Genomic DNA, 15,957 nt, shown 5'->3' on the forward strand with positions numbered 1-15,957 from the left:
TGCTGGTGGTGTGGGTTGCAGGATGGGTGGTGGAGCGTCAGGCGCTCGGCGCGGCCGCGGCCTCGACCGCCTTGGCGACGCGCTTGTCCTCGGTGGTCAGCCCACCGGAGCGCAAATGCGCCACGAGGGTCGGGTCGTCCGGGGCGCAATTCACGGTCTTGGTCTCGCCTGGGCCGATAGCCTCCATCTGGACCATCCCGTCCTTGACGCCGGTCGGGACTTCGATGTTCTCGCGGGTGGTGTTCGTCAGTCGTGGCATTTTCGCCCTCCTCAGTCGTAGAAGCCGCCCGAATTGTCGTCGCGAAAGACGTATTCGTAAGGAACGGCGATGGAGAGGGAATAGTAAAGCCCCTCTTCATTTCGATCATCAATGACCGGCGAGGATGGCGAGAACGTCTGGATCCCGCCGAAGCGCCGATCGCGGAACAGGGTCGCCAACTGGTCGGCGAGGATGCTCGCCTTCTCAGCGCCGCCGCCGCGCTCGAAATTGACGAAGATCGCGAAGCCTCCGCTCTCGCGGTAGACCCGCCCGAGGGTGGCCTGCACCGTCTCGGAATAGGGGTACTGGATCTCCAGGTAGGCGCTGCCGTCCTGGGGCACCTCGGCGTTCTCGGGCGTGTTGGCGCCGAAGAAGGGCAGGGCCGGCAGGCCGGCGGCCTGGCGCGCCGCCACGGCATCAGGCGAGCTCCAGCGCTCCGCGAGGCGCCCCTCTACGGCATCGATCACGGTCTTGTGGGCCAAGGTCAGCCTCTGCCTGGGTCGATGATGATGGCCGGCTGCCGGGTCAGCCATTCCTCGTGCAGCGACGCTCGCCCGCCGCGGACCTCGCGCGCCATCTTCCGGGCCGAGGCCGAGCCCGACCAAGCGCCGATCGCGCCGTGCGGGAAGGAGCGGTAGGTGAAGCCGACGTAGGCGATGTTCCCGAACTGCCGCTTCGCCATGGCGGCGACGACCTGATAGACACCCTGCGGCGACTGCTTGCTCCACCCGCGCTCAAGGCGTCGGGTGTAGGGCTGCGAGTTCAGGACGACGTACTGCTCGGCCTTGGGCGGGTTGGCGATGTCGGTGAACTCGCGGTCGTCGGCGAACCAGTGATGGCTCTCGACGTAGCGCTGGCCTGGCAGCTTTGTGCGGGTGCCGCGCGGTGAGGCCGCCTTCAGCATCTCGTCGACGCGCGCGATCACGTCGAACAGGATCTCGAACTCGACCAGGATCCGGCTGCTGCCGGTCACCGCCGAGAGGTCGGGCCGCTGGGTCCCGTCGATGTAGATCTGGTGCTCCGGCTTGTAGCCGAGGGCCTTCTCGTTCTGCGCCTCGGCGCTGGCGATCTGCTCCCGGGCGAACTCGCGCACGTAGCCGGACTGCGCCTCGGGTGACCAGGCATCGCGCACCAGGAGCTCGAACTCCTGCGCGATCGGGGTGACGCGGCCGGCCATCAGGAGCCCCGGACGTTCAGGTCCCACCGCACCACGACACCGCGGATCCGGGTCGGGTTGGCGTATTCGACGTTCGTGCGCCGGCCGGCGATGGTCAGCTTGTCGAGCTTCTTGAGGTCGGGGAGCCCGGCCTTCGCCACGTCAGTGGGCGACACCACCACTTTCCGGTCGCCCTGCGTGACGCCGCCCTGAAGCTCCTGGGGCTGGTATTCACGGACCCAGAGGCGGAGAGGCGCCGCCGCGCCCGTGCCGCGCTGGATCTGAGCGTCGTCGCCGTGGAGGGCGATCTGCCGGTCGAGCGCCGCGATGGCCTGCTCCGGGCTCATCCGAGCACCGCCCGCACGTAGGGCCAGAGCAGGGCCTGGGCTTCGGCGTTCACGAGCCCGCCCGCGGGCGTAGAGGCGGCCGGCGTGGCATAGGTGAATGACCCCACCCCCATGACGTTCTCGCTCTTCAGGAGCGGGTCGCGACCGCGAGAGGACAGCATGGTTCCGATCGCCATGATCGCCGCGCGCTCGACGTCGGCCGGCAGGGTCCACTCGGCGCCCTGATCGTCCTTCGGCAGGGTGTAACCGGCCCGGTACTCGACCGTCAGGCCGAAGCCGCGACGCCCGTCCGGGTAGCAGTTGTGGTCGAAGCACCAGTTCGACCAAGGGCACCGCACGCCGCCCTGCAGCAGGTAGAGCACCTTCCCGCCGGCATCGATCTCGTAGTCGGCGGGCGCCAGCACGTCGCCCGTGCCGCGCGTCACGCTGATGACCTCGACCACCGGGTCTCGAGACAGCACCAGCCCGCCACAGTCGCGCAAAAGCGCGGGGCGCTCGCGCAGCGTCTCCACGCCGAACGGCCGGCGGCAGAACTGGACGATCAGGCTGGACGCCTGGTCGATCATCATGTCGACCGCGATGTCGTCGGCGGCTGCAAACCCGAGCATCGCCCGGGCTCGCTCGACCGTCGTGAGGCGCCTCTGGGTGTCGCACCGGCTCCCGAACAGCCTGCCTCTCATGTCCCGCGTGGGCAGGCCCAGGCCGTCGTCGCTGACCCAGCAGCGGCGGCCTCCATTCCCCACCTGGACGCTGAGGCCGACGAGAACGATCTCGCGCAGCGGTCCGGCGCCGACATCCTGGCCGAACTGAAGGGCCACCTCGATAGCGCACGGACGGCGCAGGACGTGTCCGAGATCCGCGCCCTCTACGCCGGTGACGAGGAGCACCTGACCCGATCCGAGCGCGAGACCTTCGAACACCTGTTCGAGCAGGCCGAGAACCGCGTCAGAAAGCCCGTGGAGCCTGTCGAGGCGCCGGAGCCGGCCAAGGCGCTAGCGGCTGCGGAAGCGCCCCAGGAGAGCGCATTCGAGCCCTGGTCCGACTACGAGGGGCGCATCCGGAAGCTGGCGCAGAACATCAGCACCGCGGATCAGGCTGGTGGACTGCGCAAGGTCTGGAAGGCCGGCAAGGACTACCGGGCGATCATGGAGGAGCGGAAGATCGCCACCCGCGAGCAGCGCGTCGCCCTGACTGCGGTGGTGCAGGAGGCGATCAAGCGCGCCGAGGCGCCGCCGGCAGAGGTCGCACCAGCCGCGGTGACGGTTCCAGGAGTGACCGATCAGGACCCGGAAGCGGTGCGCGCCTGTGGGGAGCGGGTCTTCGCGGCGCTCTCGGCGGCCCCGACCAAGGAGAAGGCCTTCCTCATCTGGTCTCGCAGTCAGCGCGACCGGGACGATTGCGGCGCCTCCGCCGAGGTGCTGGCCGCCTGGACCAAGGAATACCAGGCGATCCGCAAGGCGCTGCCCGAAGAGGCTGCCTGATCCATGGCCCGGCGGAAGGACGACCTGACCATCGTCCTCACCGTCGGCCGCGGCGGGCTTCACCCGGCCCACCCCGTCGACCTTGAGGCGCTGTCGCAACTGCCCCTCGGCACTCAGGTCGAGGTGGTGAAGATCACCAAGCCCCGCTCGCTCGCCTTGGTGGGCTGGTGGGAGCTGATGGGGGTCGCCGGCAAGGCACTCGAACAGCCGCCCCGGGCCCTCTCGAACCGCCTCCTACTCGAGATGGGCATGGTCGAGCGGCACGTCCGGATCGGCGGATTCACCGACGACCCCATGAGCCTGCGGGACTTCGACGAGACCCAACTCCGCCGGCTCACCGAGATGGCGAAACTGCTGCTCGCCCAGGAGATCGGTGGCGATCCCGACGAATTGATCCGCAACCACAAGAGGCTGAAAGGCGCGGCATGAACTTCATCAAATTTGTTCGCGCTTTGCGGGTCGCACTGTTTGGCATTCCGCATGGGCATACGTGGGAAACGATAGAGACTTCCAAGGTCCACGATCACAGAGGAAGGTGGACCGATACTGATTACGTCCTTCGCTGCAAGGGGTGCGGCGACATCAAGAAGCGGAGGGTGTGATGAATTTCTGGGATCACCATGGCGCGCTGTTCCTGCTCAGCGCTGTTTGCTTTCCGCGTTTGACCATCCTGTTCGGCACGATGCTGACGCCGCTGTTCGGCATCCTTGGCTGGATCGGCTGGCTGATCGCCCCGCGCTTCATCATCGCCTTCTACGCCACCGTCACCTACGGCGACCAGAACCCGTTCCTGGTGGCGGTGGCCTGGGTGGTGGCGGTCTCGGCGCTGTGCGGCGCCGGCGCTGGCACCCGGAGGGTGTCGTGACCTGGAGCCCGCAGCAGGAGACCGCGATCAAGGCGGTCAAGTCCTGGCTCAAGGCCAAGGACGGTCCGCAGGTGTTCCGCCTGTTCGGCTACGCCGGCACCGGCAAAACCACCCTGGCGCAGGAGATGGCCCGGGGCGTGAAGGGCAAGGTGCTGTTCGGCGCCTTCACCGGCAAGGCGGCGCTCGTGCTCCGCCGCAAGGGCTGCCAGGGCGCCTCGACCATCCACTCGATGATCTATCAGGTCGAGGAGGGCCCCAGCAGTGGGAGCCGAAGTTCCGGCTCAACCCGCTCAGCGTGGTCAAGGACGCGAAGCTCGTCGTGATCGACGAGTGCTCCATGGTCGGCGAGGAGCTCGGGCGCGACCTGCTCTCCTTCGGCGCCAAGGTGCTCGTGCTCGGTGACCCGAGGCCGCTGCCGGAATGGCTGCTCGGCGCCTACGTCCGGTGGAACGACGGCTTCGTGAACTCGCCTGACCTGTGGCTGCAAGCCGATCGCGATCTGCGCTCGTGGGAGGGCCAGTCGTTCGTTCGCGAGGGGCAGTCGCTTGTCGCCCGCCACGCCGACGGCCGCGTGCATCTCTGGGGCTTCCAGGGCGAGTTCAGCGAGACCGAGCAGACCCGCTACGCCGACGGCAAGGCCGAGAAGTTCACGATCCCGGCCACGCCGCCCAGCGAGGGGTGCGGCGGCTGGCCCGTCGACTGCCTGATGGCGGAAGGTCCATACGCCGGGCGTCTCGTCAGGATCAGGGGGCCGTGGGGAATCGGGCAGCCGGCCGGCTACGTCGATGCCCACTACGTCGTCCGCACGCCGGCGATCGTGGCGGGTGCTCAGAGCTACCAGGAGCAGATCGGGCTCGCCGGTCTCGGCATCATCGACGACCTGTTCCTGCGCGTCGTGGCGGCGTTCCTGCCGGAGTGCCGCGTCGCCCGGGTTTCCCGCCTCGGCTGGCTTGATCGCCTGGAGGTCGCCAAGCGCGAATGGGACGCGCCGAAGACCGTCCTGAACGACCGCAAGGTGGTCGAGTACCAGGCGTCCATGGTGCGGGGTGCCGCCCGATGACCCAGCCCGCCACCCAGCCGGAATGCCCCACCAAGCCCCGTGGCTCGCCCACCAGCGGCATCCGCCCCGCCGAGGTCGTCATACCCTTACCGCCGGTCGGAGGCGTCTCCTACGCCTTCCAGGGCGGATTCCTCATCAAGGACGGGAAGCGGCAGACCGCCACCACCCCGGACAGCATGGAGAAGGCGCGTGGCTGAGCACAGCTATCACGACCGCACCGGCGAGGATCCGGAGCAGGGCAGCGCCATCCAGGTCCGGGCGCGCCGCGGTGAAGTTGCCCTCGAGCTCGGCGTGATGCGCAACTTCGGGTCGATCGCCACGCACGCCTGGGCGGCTCTCAGCCCGGCCGAGGCACGCGAGTTGGCCGACGATCTTCGGCGGGCTGCCGGCGAAGCGGAGGGCTCGCGCCGTGGGTGAGCAAGACCACCTCCGCCAGGCACTCGCGCTGACTACCGCCGCGCTACAGGCCGCCGTCGCATCCGGGCAGGTGCATCCGAGCGCCAAACTCACGCTGACCGGCTCGTGGGCGCATCTCGGTTCGGCCGCCGTCAGCGAGATCTTGGACCGAGCGAATGCCGCTCTTGGGGCAGCCCGCTCCACCACCGCCAACATCGACAGCCTGCCAGAGCAGCCCCGCTCCTGCGTCCCCACCCCCTGACCAGAGGCGATTATGACCACTCACGAGAATATCGGAACGCCGGTTCAAGCAATAGAATTCGCTCTCAAAATCGATGACCATTATGACATGCGGGATTTCCTTGGCTCGTGGAATGAGGGCGACCTTACCGACTGGCCTGAGTTTCTAGAACATATCAACCTCCAGCCCGTAGATCCGGCCTGGATGGTGGAGGTGGTGAGGGAAGGGTGCGCGCAATATCTTGAAGAGATCGGCGATGAAACCAGCAACGCCGCTTATTATCGGAAAGGAGAATATGATCGATCTACGGCCTATCTATCCTGCATTAAGGCTCTCCGCCTCGCACTCTCCCGCGGTCATGTGGTGCTCGCTCCGGTCATGCCGAGCGAAGACTTCGTTTCAGAGGACGACCCGCTGTTCAACCCAATCTGGGATGTCATCAAGGGTTGGGACATCGGTGATCGCGCCAAGTACGGCGGTTACTGCGGGGCGACCGGCGATCATGTGCGGTCAATTATTCGCGCCGTTCGTTCTGCCGCTCCGGTCATGCCGAGTGAGGAGGAGATGCTTCGGGGTGCGCGGGAGGATGCGGCGCTGGCGAACGAAGCTGACGGCAACCCGCATTGGGCGACCCGCCAGAGGATGGGCAACTGTGATGATATCGAGGTTCGCGCCGCCCTCCAGGCCCGCCGCAACGTCTACGCCTCACTCGGGGCTGTAGCCGGGAAGGCAGTCTCGTCAGGTCCGGTGGGGCCTGAGGTGGATCTGCGGAGTGTCCTGACGAAGGCGTGGGAGGCTGGGTGGAACTCCACACGGGCGGCGCTTTGTCAGATGTTCTACGACGCCGACAAAGTAAAATCACTATACGAAGAAATGCGTCGCGATGATGTCTCCGCCATCCTCGAAAACCTCAAGAGCGGGGAGGCGTGATCATGGGTGAGATCCTTCGCCACAAGAAGACCGGCGGCCTGTACGAGGTGCTGCTTGGGCGCGGCGTGGTCCACTCCGACGTGCCGTTGAGCGACGATGCGCCGGTCACCGTCTGCCGGCGGATCCCTGACGGCCAGATCGTTGCCCGGTTCGGCCCGACGCCGCGGGGTAGCTTCGATGTGCTGCACCACAGTCGGTTGCAGACCGACGCGCTGATCCACGACGGCGCCGAGGTGGTCGTCTACCGCGCTGTCGGCGGTGGCCCGGTCTGGGTTCGGCGAGCGTCCGAGATGGACGACGGCCGGTTCGAGCCCGCCGAGGCGCCCCAGCTCCCATCCTCCACTCCGGAAGAGGTGGAGAGGCTGGTGGATGCGCTGATCGCGGTGGCCCAAGATGGCGCGTGGACGAACCATGACGGTGCCGCAAGTTGGGGACGAGACGAGTACGATACTGTCTATGCGAAGATTGTTGCCGCCCGCACCGCTCTCCTCTCCCACATCAGCACGGCTGGCCGGGGTGAGGGGGCTGGGGCCTCGGCTGTCATGCGGAAGGCCCTGGAATTCTACGCCGACCCAAAGAATTGGATCGATACCCCATCATGGGATGGCGATCCGGGCTGCATCACGCCCTTGGCGATCCCTATCCGCGACGAGGGGCACGGCGGCACTCCGTGCGACTGCGGAGACACGGCACGCATCGCCCTCTCCGCCGCCGACGCCACCAATCCCCAGGACCAGGAGTGAGAGATGACGAGCGAGCGCATCAAGGCGGTCGGCGAAAGCACGCCACCACTATCAATTGGCTTCGACATCGCGATCGCGATGTGCCGCCGGGCCGACGTGTTGGGCCATCCATATCCGAGCCCAGAGCTTCGGGTGTGGCTGGCCAATCAGATCACTATCGCTGTGAATGCCGCCCGGTCTTCGTCCCCCACCCCGGATGGGGTGATCAAGGAGAGGGGGGAGGACGACGCCGACCTGAACGCCCGCCTCAAAGCCGCCGGCATGTACTCCATCCCCGAAATGATGGGCGTGACGCCACTGACGCGGTGGATCGTCCAGGCCGGCATGACCGATCTCGATGCCCTCGCGACGTGGCTGGATCGGCGCGTGAGCCAGTTCCTGCGCATGAAGGCGGGGTACGAACTCGGCGACAAGGACAAGGGTGACAATCTTTACGAGTGGGTGAACGCTCATTCCGCGGCGTTCTCGGAAGTGCGGGCCAATCTCAGGGCCGTTCGTGAAGCAATAGCCGAGGCGCCCGCAAGTATAGTCCAACCCCCCTCGTCTCAGGAGAGCGGGGTAGGGGAGACCGAGGGGTCGAAGGTCACCGCATGGCTTGAGCGCCAGATCGAAACCTCGCACCGCGACGCCGACAATCACCCTAAAGGCTCCGGCAACCGCTCGTTCTACCGCGGGCAGGCTATCGCCTACGAAAACGCCCTGAGCCTTATTGAGGAGGGCAGCCTATGAGATGGCATCCGAAACCGCCCTCTGCTGATTTGCCACCGTGGTTTTGGGTGCTCGCTCCTGTAACCGTGCCGGTCGTTGCGCTTTCAGCGGCTTTCGTCGCAATTATCCTAGGGGCTCTTTGGCTGAAACGTCGGGCGATCGGGCCCGTCGACGAATGGCGCCCGTGGTTTGCTTGGTATCCGGTCACGGTAGAGGATTGGCCGGACGAAGAGCGTGCTTGGCTTGAGTGGGTGGAGCGGCGATCCGCCCATCTGTTAGCTGACAACGACTATCGTCCGTCCGCTCCCCGTCCTTCCCAGAGGGAGGGGTAGGCCGATGCGAGATCTAGACGATTTCTTGTTTGTTATGGGTATCGCGGGGTTCGTCCTTGTCTGCGCATCTCCCGACAACTCGTTTGGGTTCTGGCTCGGCCTCGCACAGCTTTTTGTCGGGTCGGTCGGTCTGATGATCCTCCGTGGTTGGCAAGGTCGTTGTCGCCGCGCCGCTCTCCAGAAAGAGGAGGAGGGACGTGGGTAAAGAAGAAATCCTCGCCGTCGCCTCCGCCGTGCAGGGCAAGCTCGAAGAGCTTGCGGTCGGCATCATCGACCATCTCGACTTGGGCGATTGGCTCGAAGCAAACGGCCACGATGTCGTGAACGCCCTTCGGTGCGTCGCTCTTTTCCAGCCCCGAGCCACCCCCACCCAGGAGACACCCTATGTCGAGAGCTGACGATCTGCTAACCCTGCTCGGGCGCATCTCTCTTGCGGAGCGAGGCGACCGCGATCTCGACAACGCGATCCACGGTGCGCTTGGGCTTGCTGGCGGCGCCACGGGCTGGACGGCGGGCCACTACACGACATCGCTGGACGCAGCAAAATGGGTCGTCGCGACTGTCCTACCGGGCTTCTGGCACTCCACAACGACCTGTTGGCGGACGGCCGATGCCGACGCGGCGCCAGACTTCACAGGCCAGCACGGCGACGACCTGCTGGCCGCCGGCTGGAGCCTTGAGGAGCACGACGCCGTGACCTTCTCGGCGGTCGTCGCGCCCGGCGGCCCGATCCACGCGGAATGCCTCGCGCTGATCGCCGCGACGCTGAAGGCGCTGATCGCCCGTGAGGGGCTGACCCCGCCATCGCCGGAGGTGCTGGCCGACCGCTGCGCTGCCCTGGCCGCCATGAAGGCTGCGCCGACCCGATCCGCCCTCATCACCCAGGAGGTCGAGAATGGCCGGTGAGATCACCGCCGAGCACATGCGCGCCTATGCGGCCGAGGAGGAGGCTCGGAAGGCCCATTCCGAGTGGATGGACCGCTTGAGCAAGGGGCTGCCAGAGTTGGCCGCCCGCGTCTTCGCCCTTCGCGGCGAGCTCTACATGGGCTGCGGCTTCCACTGGTCTTTGGAGAGCCGGTTGGGGCGGGTCATCACGATCGCCACGAATGTGGACGCCGACGTGTGGCACGGCAAGAATGCCTTCGCGAACCGCATCGTCGACAAGGTCGTGGTCAACCAGTTCTATAAGGATGTGGCGCGCATTGAGGCATCACTATGCCCCACCCCGACCCTGAAGAGGGAGGGGCAGTCGTGAGCTACACCATCACGAAGATCCGATGCTCATCTTGCATGGGCAGCGGGTTGTTTATGGACGCGCCTAGCTCTCGATGCATGTGGTGCTGTGGCTCTGGTAAACTTTCTCGCAAATCCGCTCTCCAGCTTGCGTATATCGGATACTCGTTCGCCGAGGGCGGATATATCGCTGGAGACTACAGTTTAGAGGAAATGCGGGAGAAAAGGGACGCGGCCGAATTAGTCTACAGTCTTTTCCGTGAGACGCCACCTTGGCGCAAAATCCCGGAGCCCTCCCATGAGCGATAGCGCCAAGGCAGGGCTGCACATCCTCATAGCAGGGCTGGAGCGGCCAGATCCCGAGATGATCGCCGCAGCGTGGGACGCATGGCGCTCGCGGCACGGCGGCAAAATGGGACCGGGCCCGGCATTCGTCGAGGCGATCCAGGCAGCAAACCGGGTTTTGCTCTCCCGCGCCCGCGCCTCCGGTATCCCGGTCCAGGGAGGTGAGGAGCCGTGAGCGCCACCGACGCCGAAATCATGCAGCAGTGGAGACGCAAAATGTTCGTCGTGTTTGACTTGGACGGCACCCTGGCCCTGACCGAGCATCGGTCGCACTTCCTGAGCCGGCCCGGCAAGGACAAGGACTGGCGCGGTTTCTATGCCGCCTGCGACAAGGACCAGCCATGCCACCCGATCATCCGCACGCTGCTGGCGCTCGCCGCGACCGGCGCCGAAGTGGAGATCTGGTCCGGCCGTTCCGACGAGGTTCGTGACAAGACCACCGAATGGCTCGGCGCGCACGGGCTCGGCCACATCCCGGTCCGCACCCGGAAGCAGGGTGACCACCGCCCGGACACCGTTCTCAAGGCCGAATGGCTGGATGAGGGCCGCACGCCAGCCTTGGTCTTCGAAGACCGAACCCAGATGGTCCAGATGTATCGTGACCGCGGGATCGTCTGCTGCCAGGTCGCGCCGGGGGATTTCTGATGGATGCCGAGACGATCGCGGCCACCATCGCCCGCCGGATGCGTGAACTGCGCGAAGAGCGGGGTCTGTCGCTGCACGGACTCGCTGAGCGCGCAGGGCTCACCAAATCCCATGTCTGGGACCTGGAGCGCGGTGGATCGCGCAACCCGACGATTGCCACGGCGGTCGCCATCGCGACTGCTCTCGGCGTCTCTCTCGACAATCTCGCTGGGCTGACGACGGCTCAGCCGACGCTCCATCCCGAGGCCCTGCGGATCGCCTGCGAGGTGGACGCGCTGCTCCGGGCTCGCCCCGCACAACCGGTCCAGGGAGGTGAGGATGTCTGACCTCGACGCCATGCTGAAGCGCGCCGCCCAGCACAAGATGACCCCGGCCGAGCAGCACGCACAGCGCCGGTCCTGGGTGATCGGGCAGATGATGTGCTCGCGCCCGGATATGACCCGTGAGGAGGCTGAGCGGCTTGCTGATGGGGCAGTGGGACCGAACCTCGCCGCTCGTGTCGCCGAGCTTGAGGTCGAGAACACCCGGCTACGCGAAGCGCTGGAAGCCGCTGCGCACTGGCACGACAGCAAGCGGAAGTCGCTCGGCAAGCAGCCGCCGAACGCGGATCGTGACTGGCGGCGCACGCAGCACTCGTTTCAGGCCGAAGAGATCCGAGCAAGTCTCGAAGTCGCCCGCCCCACCGCCCCGGCCACAGAACAAGAGGAGGGGTAGATGACGCGTGCGAGCGCCAGCATGCCGAGAGCGCCCGACATCCGCTTTCGGGTCGAGCCCGGCGACGTTCCGGCCGAGAAAGCGGCGCGCCGGCTGCACCTCACGCCGGCGGCGTTCGAAGCCTGCAAGGTCCGTCTCTTCATGCGAGGCTTCCCGCGGCCCGACCCGGACACCGGGATGTACGATCTTGATGCGATCGACCAGTGGCGACGGCGGCGACACCCGTCGCTGTTCTCAGATTTGACGGCCGGCGGCGAAGCGCCGACACCTGCGACTCCGAAAGTCGATCTGGTGGAACGGGCCCGTGAAGGAGAAAGGCTGCGCCGGGAGGCCGCGAAAGGGCGGCGGCATGGTTGACCTGCCGCGCCACATCCGCGGCCGGCCCAACCCGAGCGGCCGGATGTACTTCTCGTTCGAGAAGGGGCGTGGGACGCCTGCCGCGTGGCCGCCCGTGCCGCTGCCGTTCGACTCACAGAGCGATGAGTTCTGGCGCCGATGCCGGCAGTCCCAGGCGCTGCACGCCGAGCGCGATGGCGAGGTCTGGGCGTGGTTCTGGCTCGGCGCAGGCGGGCGTCTGCATGCACTCCCGCAGCCGCGAGGGGAGGGTGGTCCGACCGCGTTCTGGGCTGCCGTCGACCAGGCTGAGGAGCGCGACCGGACCGCCGACGGCGAGGCGCGGCGCACCTTCGACGCGTTGATCACACTCTACATGGCACATCCTGCCTACACGAACCTCGCCGACCTCACGAAGCGCGACTACGACCGGCATCTGCGCGCGATTCGGCGAGATTGGGGCGACGTCCCCGTGTCCGACTTAACAGCGGTCAGCGCGCAGGCTGCAATCGATCTCCGCGCCGACACGCCAGCGGTGGCCCGCTACTTCCGGTCGGTTCTCTCGAAACTGCTCGCGTTCGGTGTGCCGCGCGGCTTCTGCGCGACAAACGTGGCGCGGACCACGGAGAAGGTCGAGCACGAGGTCGAGCCGCACGTCCCCTGGACGGATTGGGCCTTCGAAGCCTTCTTCGAGCACGCCCGGCCCGGGCTGCACCTCCCGGTCTACTCGGCCCTCTACACCGGCCAGCGCTCGATCGACGTGATCCCGATGGTGCGGCCAGCGAAGGGAGCCAACGCCGTCGAGCTCATCGCCCGGAAGACGGGCGCGGCGGTCTACGTCCCGATCCACAGCGAGTATCGCGAGATCCTGGAACGCACCCACATCGACCACACCGCGCTGCACCTGCGCGAGGATGGCGAGCCATGGACGCTGGCGGCCTACCGGACCGCCTGGCAACGCGATTTCACGAGCGTCAACGCCAAGGGCCAACCGACATCGGCATCGCCGGCGAAGAAGGCGGCTATGGCTCGCCTGCGCGAGGGCGGGTTCGTGTTCCACGGCTTGCGCAAGAACGCCGTCAACATGCTGCTCGAGGCCGGCAACACCGAGGCCGAGGTGTCGGCGATCGTCGAGATGTCCGAGCAGATGGTGCGCCACTACAGCCGCGACGTGAACAAGCGCCGGCTCGCCGTCAACGGAATGAGGAAGCTTGAGGAGGCCTGGATTGAGACTCGGAAGAACCTGTTTGGGGACGGTTCGGCGCGGCACTGACCGCCTACGCACCGTGTCCAATTACCCCTTTCAAAGTGCGCGATTTTGCACTTTGCGACCCTGGATTTGGACACAAGTTGAGCACCTAAGACGCTGAAAAATATGGATAAATTTTCAGAGCAAAATTACTTTTAATCTGTAGGTCCTGGGTTCGAGTCCCAGCGCGCTCACCATCTCGTCCGTCGAGACCGTCACCTTGCTGCGACATCGGGGGTTTTCCCCATGCGCCGCTGTCACTGTGCTGACGACAGCCGGCGCGTGACGGTGTCGAACCCCGACGATCCTGAACCGGCGCCCGTTCTCGTTGACGCTGCACCGCGCCTATGCAAGGACCCGGTGCCCAGTTTCACCGGAGGGGCGATGTCGGGGAATGAAGCGCTCATGAAGGCCTTGGCTGATGTGAGCGAACGCCGAGCGGCGCTCGAAGCGGAGTACGAGCGGATCGGGACGGAGCTGGCCAAGCTCCGGCTCGCCGAGAACGCGCTGCGCGCCATCATCGAGGATACGCCGATCGAGGATCTCGGCCTGTCGCGGCCCTCCGGCGGGCCGGCCGCCGGCCTCGACCGGGGCGAGCTCCGCGCGAGCGGCCGGCGCGGGCCGCGCGGGCCGCGGGCGAACTCGACCAAGGGCCGCCTCAAGGCGCTGATCGACGGGGCCGGGCCGCAGGGCCTGTCGCAGCCGCAGATCCTGCGCGCGCTGCCCGATGCCGCCCCGACGACCATCAACGCCTATCTCAGCTCCATGGTGACGGCCGGCGAGGCGCTGCTCGTCGGCAACTTCTACACCAAGCCCCGGCCCCGGGACGACGAGGCCGAGCGGGCGGAGGACGACGAGGACGACCAGGGCGACGCCGAGGACGACGTCTATGACGGCGACGCCATCGCCGACGAGGACGATCGGGACGGCGCCGGCACCCAGAAGATCGCCTGAGCCCGTGCGGCCAAGTGCCGGCCATGGGCCCGCCATGTGCCCCGCCAAGTGCCGGCCATGGCCCGCCAAGTGCAGCCATGTGCGGTACCGCACCGGCCGGACGGACGAAGGAGCGCACATCCGGGCCACACCCGGCCGGTTTCGCGTGCCGCCCTCCTCGGCGCGGCGCCGAGCCGGTACGGGGTGCTGGCGGTCCGGCCCCTGGCGGCCTAGGTGATCCGCCAGCCCTGACACGCCCCGGGACCGGATGACCCCCATCATCGCGATCGACAACCTGTCGAAGACCTACGCCTCCGGTCACGCCGCGCTCAGGCGTGTCGACCTGAACGTCCGCCAGGGCGAGATCTTCGCCCTGCTCGGGCCGAACGGCGCCGGCAAGACCACCCTCATCAGCATCGTCTGCGGCATCGTCACGCCGAGCACCGGCACGGTGACGGTCGGCGGGCACGACATCCTGGCCGAGCCCCGCGCCGCCCGGCGCCTCATCGGCCTGGTGCCGCAGGAACTCACGGCGGATGCCTTCGAGACCGTGTGGGCGACGGTGAGCTTCAGCCGCGGCCTGTTCGGGCTCAAGCCCGATCCGGCCCATATCGAGCGGACCTTGCGCGACCTCTCCCTGTGGGAGAAGCGCGACGCGAAGATCATGACCCTGTCGGGGGGCATGAAAAGGCGGGTGCTGATCGCCAAGGCGCTCTCGCACGAGCCGCGCATCCTGTTCCTCGACGAGCCCACCGCCGGCGTCGACGTGGCGCTCCGCCAGGACATGTGGCGCCTGGTGCGCCGCCTGCGCGACCAGGGCGTCACCGTGATCCTCACCACCCACTACATCGAGGAGGCCGAGGAGATGGCCGACCGGGTGGGGGTGATCGCCAAGGGCGAGATCGTGCTGGTCGAGGAGAAGGCCGAGCTGATGCGCAAGCTCGGCCGCAAGGAGCTGACGCTCCAGCTCCACGATCCCTTGAACACCCTGCCGCCGGCGCTCGCCGGCCATCCTCTCGCCTTGTCGGAGGACGGTTCGGCACTGACCTACACCTACGATGCGAAGGCGGAGCGCACCGGCATCACCACGCTCCTCACCGACCTGTCCGCCGCCGGCATCCGCTTCCGCGATCTCCAGACCCGGCAGAGCTCGCTCGAGGACATCTTCGTCGACCTCGTGAGGGACCGCGCATGAACTGGCCCGCCATCCGCGCCATCTACGGCTTCGAGATGCACCGTGCGTTCCGCACGCTGCTCCAGAGCATCGTCGCCCCGGTGATCTCGACCTCGCTCTACTTCGTGGTGTTCGGCGCCGCGATCGGCGGGCGGATCACCTCGGTCGACGGCGTGCCCTACGGCGCCTTCATCGTGCCGGGGCTGATCATGCTGACGCTGCTCACCCAGAGCATCGCCAACGCCTCCTTCGGCATCTACTTCCCGCGCTTCTCCGGCACGATCTACGAGATCCTGTCGGCGCCGATCTCGGCGGTCGAGATCGTCGCCGGCTATGTCGGGGCGGCGGCGACCAAGTCGATCATGCTCGGGCTGATCATCCTGGCGACCTCGGCGTTGTTCGTGCCGTTGCGGATCGAGCACCCGTTCGTGATGGTGCTGTTCCTGGTGCTGACCGCCGTCACCTTCAGCCTGTTCGGCTTCGTGATCGGCCTGTGGGCGGACGGGTTCGAGAAGCTGCAGCTGGTGCCGCTCCTCATCGTCACGCCGCTGACCTTCCTCGGCGGCAGCTTCTACTCGATCGACATGCTGCCGCCTGTGTGGCGCAACGTGAGCCTCATCAACCCGGTGGTCTACCTGATCAGCGGCTTCCGCTGGAGCTTCTACGGCCATTCCGACGTCAACCCGGCGGTGAGCCTCGGCATGGCCCTGGTGTTCCTGGTCGCCTGCCTGGGAGCGGTGGCGTGGATCTTCCGCACGGGGTACCGGCTCAAGAGCTAACTTTTCTACGATACGAATACGCGCCGAGAGCCGG

At 66.8% G+C, this 15,957-nt stretch carries 25 protein-coding genes and 1 pseudogene; 21 read left to right on the plus strand and 5 right to left on the minus strand.

Annotated elements, in window-relative coordinates; translation table 11 throughout:
• Positions 1–37 precede the first annotated feature (37 nt).
• The 5 genes from F1D61_RS30975 to F1D61_RS30995 are packed head-to-tail and all read right to left on the minus strand — an operon-like array spanning position 38 to position 2,649.
• Entirely contained in the window at positions 38–259 is a 222-nt protein-coding gene (locus tag F1D61_RS30975; protein ID WP_203155742.1) for a hypothetical protein, read from the minus strand.
• An 11-nt stretch (positions 260–270) separates the two neighbouring features.
• A complete protein-coding gene (locus F1D61_RS30980; RefSeq protein ID WP_203155743.1) occupies positions 271–741 on the minus strand; it encodes a phage tail terminator-like protein in 471 nt (156 codons plus the stop codon).
• A gap of 2 nt (positions 742–743) precedes the next feature.
• A complete protein-coding gene (locus tag F1D61_RS30985) occupies positions 744–1,436 on the minus strand; it encodes a hypothetical protein (RefSeq protein WP_246775626.1) in 693 nt (230 codons plus the stop codon).
• Positions 1,436–1,762, minus strand: a complete 327-nt coding sequence (locus F1D61_RS30990; RefSeq protein ID WP_203155744.1) for a hypothetical protein — start codon at positions 1,760–1,762, stop codon at positions 1,436–1,438. The genes F1D61_RS30985 and F1D61_RS30990 overlap by 1 nt, the downstream gene beginning before the upstream one ends.
• Positions 1,759–2,649, minus strand: coding sequence for a hypothetical protein (locus F1D61_RS30995; protein ID WP_203155745.1), 891 nt, complete (start codon positions 2,647–2,649; stop codon positions 1,759–1,761). Before F1D61_RS30995 ends, F1D61_RS30990 begins: the two co-directional genes overlap by 4 nt.
• On the opposite strand from F1D61_RS30995, the gene F1D61_RS31000 reads away from it, so the two are divergent.
• From F1D61_RS31000 to F1D61_RS31100, 21 genes and pseudogenes are all read left to right on the plus strand, one after another.
• Positions 2,608–3,243 carry a hypothetical protein gene (locus tag F1D61_RS31000; RefSeq protein WP_203155746.1) on the plus strand — a complete coding sequence of 212 codons (636 nt, stop codon included), beginning with the start codon at positions 2,608–2,610 and terminating at the stop codon, positions 3,241–3,243. The two genes, F1D61_RS30995 and F1D61_RS31000, sit on opposite strands and share 42 nt — an antisense overlap.
• Before the next feature lie 3 nt (positions 3,244–3,246).
• Complete coding sequence (locus F1D61_RS31005) at positions 3,247–3,672, plus strand: hypothetical protein (RefSeq protein ID WP_203155747.1); 426 nt, start codon at positions 3,247–3,249, stop codon at positions 3,670–3,672.
• A gap of 172 nt (positions 3,673–3,844) precedes the next feature.
• Positions 3,845–4,108: a hypothetical protein gene (locus F1D61_RS31010; RefSeq protein WP_203155748.1), complete on the plus strand. Its 264-nt coding sequence runs from the start codon at positions 3,845–3,847 to the stop codon at positions 4,106–4,108.
• Positions 4,105–4,526: pseudogene (locus tag F1D61_RS34605) on the plus strand (AAA family ATPase); the annotation flags it as partial. The gene F1D61_RS31010 and the pseudogene F1D61_RS34605, both read left to right, overlap by 4 nt.
• Positions 4,527–5,164: 638 nt before the next feature.
• Entirely contained in the window at positions 5,165–5,365 is a 201-nt protein-coding gene (locus F1D61_RS31020) for a hypothetical protein (RefSeq protein ID WP_203155749.1), read from the plus strand.
• Entirely contained in the window at positions 5,358–5,585 is a 228-nt protein-coding gene (locus F1D61_RS31025) for a hypothetical protein (RefSeq protein WP_203155750.1), read from the plus strand. The genes F1D61_RS31020 and F1D61_RS31025 overlap by 8 nt, the downstream gene beginning before the upstream one ends.
• Before the next feature lie 253 nt (positions 5,586–5,838).
• Positions 5,839–6,735, plus strand: a complete 897-nt coding sequence (locus F1D61_RS31030; protein ID WP_203155751.1) for a hypothetical protein — start codon at positions 5,839–5,841, stop codon at positions 6,733–6,735.
• A 2-nt stretch (positions 6,736–6,737) separates the two neighbouring features.
• Positions 6,738–7,478: a hypothetical protein gene (locus tag F1D61_RS31035; RefSeq protein WP_203155752.1), complete on the plus strand. Its 741-nt coding sequence runs from the start codon at positions 6,738–6,740 to the stop codon at positions 7,476–7,478.
• A gap of 3 nt (positions 7,479–7,481) precedes the next feature.
• Complete coding sequence (locus F1D61_RS31040) at positions 7,482–8,207, plus strand: hypothetical protein (RefSeq protein ID WP_203155753.1); 726 nt, start codon at positions 7,482–7,484, stop codon at positions 8,205–8,207.
• Between the two features lie 508 nt (positions 8,208–8,715).
• Positions 8,716–8,916 carry a hypothetical protein gene (locus F1D61_RS31045; RefSeq protein ID WP_203155754.1) on the plus strand — a complete coding sequence of 67 codons (201 nt, stop codon included), beginning with the start codon at positions 8,716–8,718 and terminating at the stop codon, positions 8,914–8,916.
• Positions 8,903–9,424, plus strand: a complete 522-nt coding sequence (locus tag F1D61_RS31050; protein WP_203155755.1) for a hypothetical protein — start codon at positions 8,903–8,905, stop codon at positions 9,422–9,424. Before F1D61_RS31045 ends, F1D61_RS31050 begins: the two co-directional genes overlap by 14 nt.
• Positions 9,414–9,773, plus strand: coding sequence for a hypothetical protein (locus F1D61_RS31055; protein ID WP_203155756.1), 360 nt, complete (start codon positions 9,414–9,416; stop codon positions 9,771–9,773). The genes F1D61_RS31050 and F1D61_RS31055 overlap by 11 nt, the downstream gene beginning before the upstream one ends.
• Positions 9,774–10,049: 276 nt before the next feature.
• Positions 10,050–10,271 carry a hypothetical protein gene (locus F1D61_RS31060; protein WP_203155757.1) on the plus strand — a complete coding sequence of 74 codons (222 nt, stop codon included), beginning with the start codon at positions 10,050–10,052 and terminating at the stop codon, positions 10,269–10,271.
• On the plus strand, positions 10,268–10,741 hold the full coding sequence (locus F1D61_RS31065; RefSeq protein ID WP_203155758.1) for a hypothetical protein: 474 nt from the start codon (positions 10,268–10,270) through the stop codon (positions 10,739–10,741). The genes F1D61_RS31060 and F1D61_RS31065 overlap by 4 nt, the downstream gene beginning before the upstream one ends.
• Positions 10,741–11,067: a helix-turn-helix domain-containing protein gene (locus tag F1D61_RS31070; protein WP_203155759.1), complete on the plus strand. Its 327-nt coding sequence runs from the start codon at positions 10,741–10,743 to the stop codon at positions 11,065–11,067. Before F1D61_RS31065 ends, F1D61_RS31070 begins: the two co-directional genes overlap by 1 nt.
• Complete coding sequence (locus tag F1D61_RS31075; protein WP_203155760.1) at positions 11,060–11,455, plus strand: hypothetical protein; 396 nt, start codon at positions 11,060–11,062, stop codon at positions 11,453–11,455. The genes F1D61_RS31070 and F1D61_RS31075 overlap by 8 nt, the downstream gene beginning before the upstream one ends.
• Positions 11,456–11,812: a hypothetical protein gene (locus F1D61_RS31080; protein WP_203155761.1), complete on the plus strand. Its 357-nt coding sequence runs from the start codon at positions 11,456–11,458 to the stop codon at positions 11,810–11,812.
• Positions 11,805–13,061, plus strand: a complete 1,257-nt coding sequence (locus tag F1D61_RS31085) for an integrase (protein ID WP_203155762.1) — start codon at positions 11,805–11,807, stop codon at positions 13,059–13,061. The genes F1D61_RS31080 and F1D61_RS31085 overlap by 8 nt, the downstream gene beginning before the upstream one ends.
• Before the next feature lie 399 nt (positions 13,062–13,460).
• A complete protein-coding gene (locus tag F1D61_RS31090; protein WP_246775627.1) occupies positions 13,461–13,991 on the plus strand; it encodes a hypothetical protein in 531 nt (176 codons plus the stop codon).
• A gap of 247 nt (positions 13,992–14,238) precedes the next feature.
• Positions 14,239–15,165 (plus strand): ABC transporter ATP-binding protein, encoded by a 927-nt coding sequence (locus F1D61_RS31095; RefSeq protein WP_203155764.1) that lies wholly within the window; start codon positions 14,239–14,241, stop codon positions 15,163–15,165.
• A complete protein-coding gene (locus F1D61_RS31100; RefSeq protein WP_203155765.1) occupies positions 15,162–15,923 on the plus strand; it encodes an ABC transporter permease in 762 nt (253 codons plus the stop codon). Before F1D61_RS31095 ends, F1D61_RS31100 begins: the two co-directional genes overlap by 4 nt.
• Positions 15,924–15,957 lie beyond the last annotated feature (34 nt).

The organism is Methylobacterium aquaticum (assembly GCF_016804325.1).
Lineage (GTDB): Bacteria > Pseudomonadota > Alphaproteobacteria > Rhizobiales > Beijerinckiaceae > Methylobacterium > Methylobacterium aquaticum_C.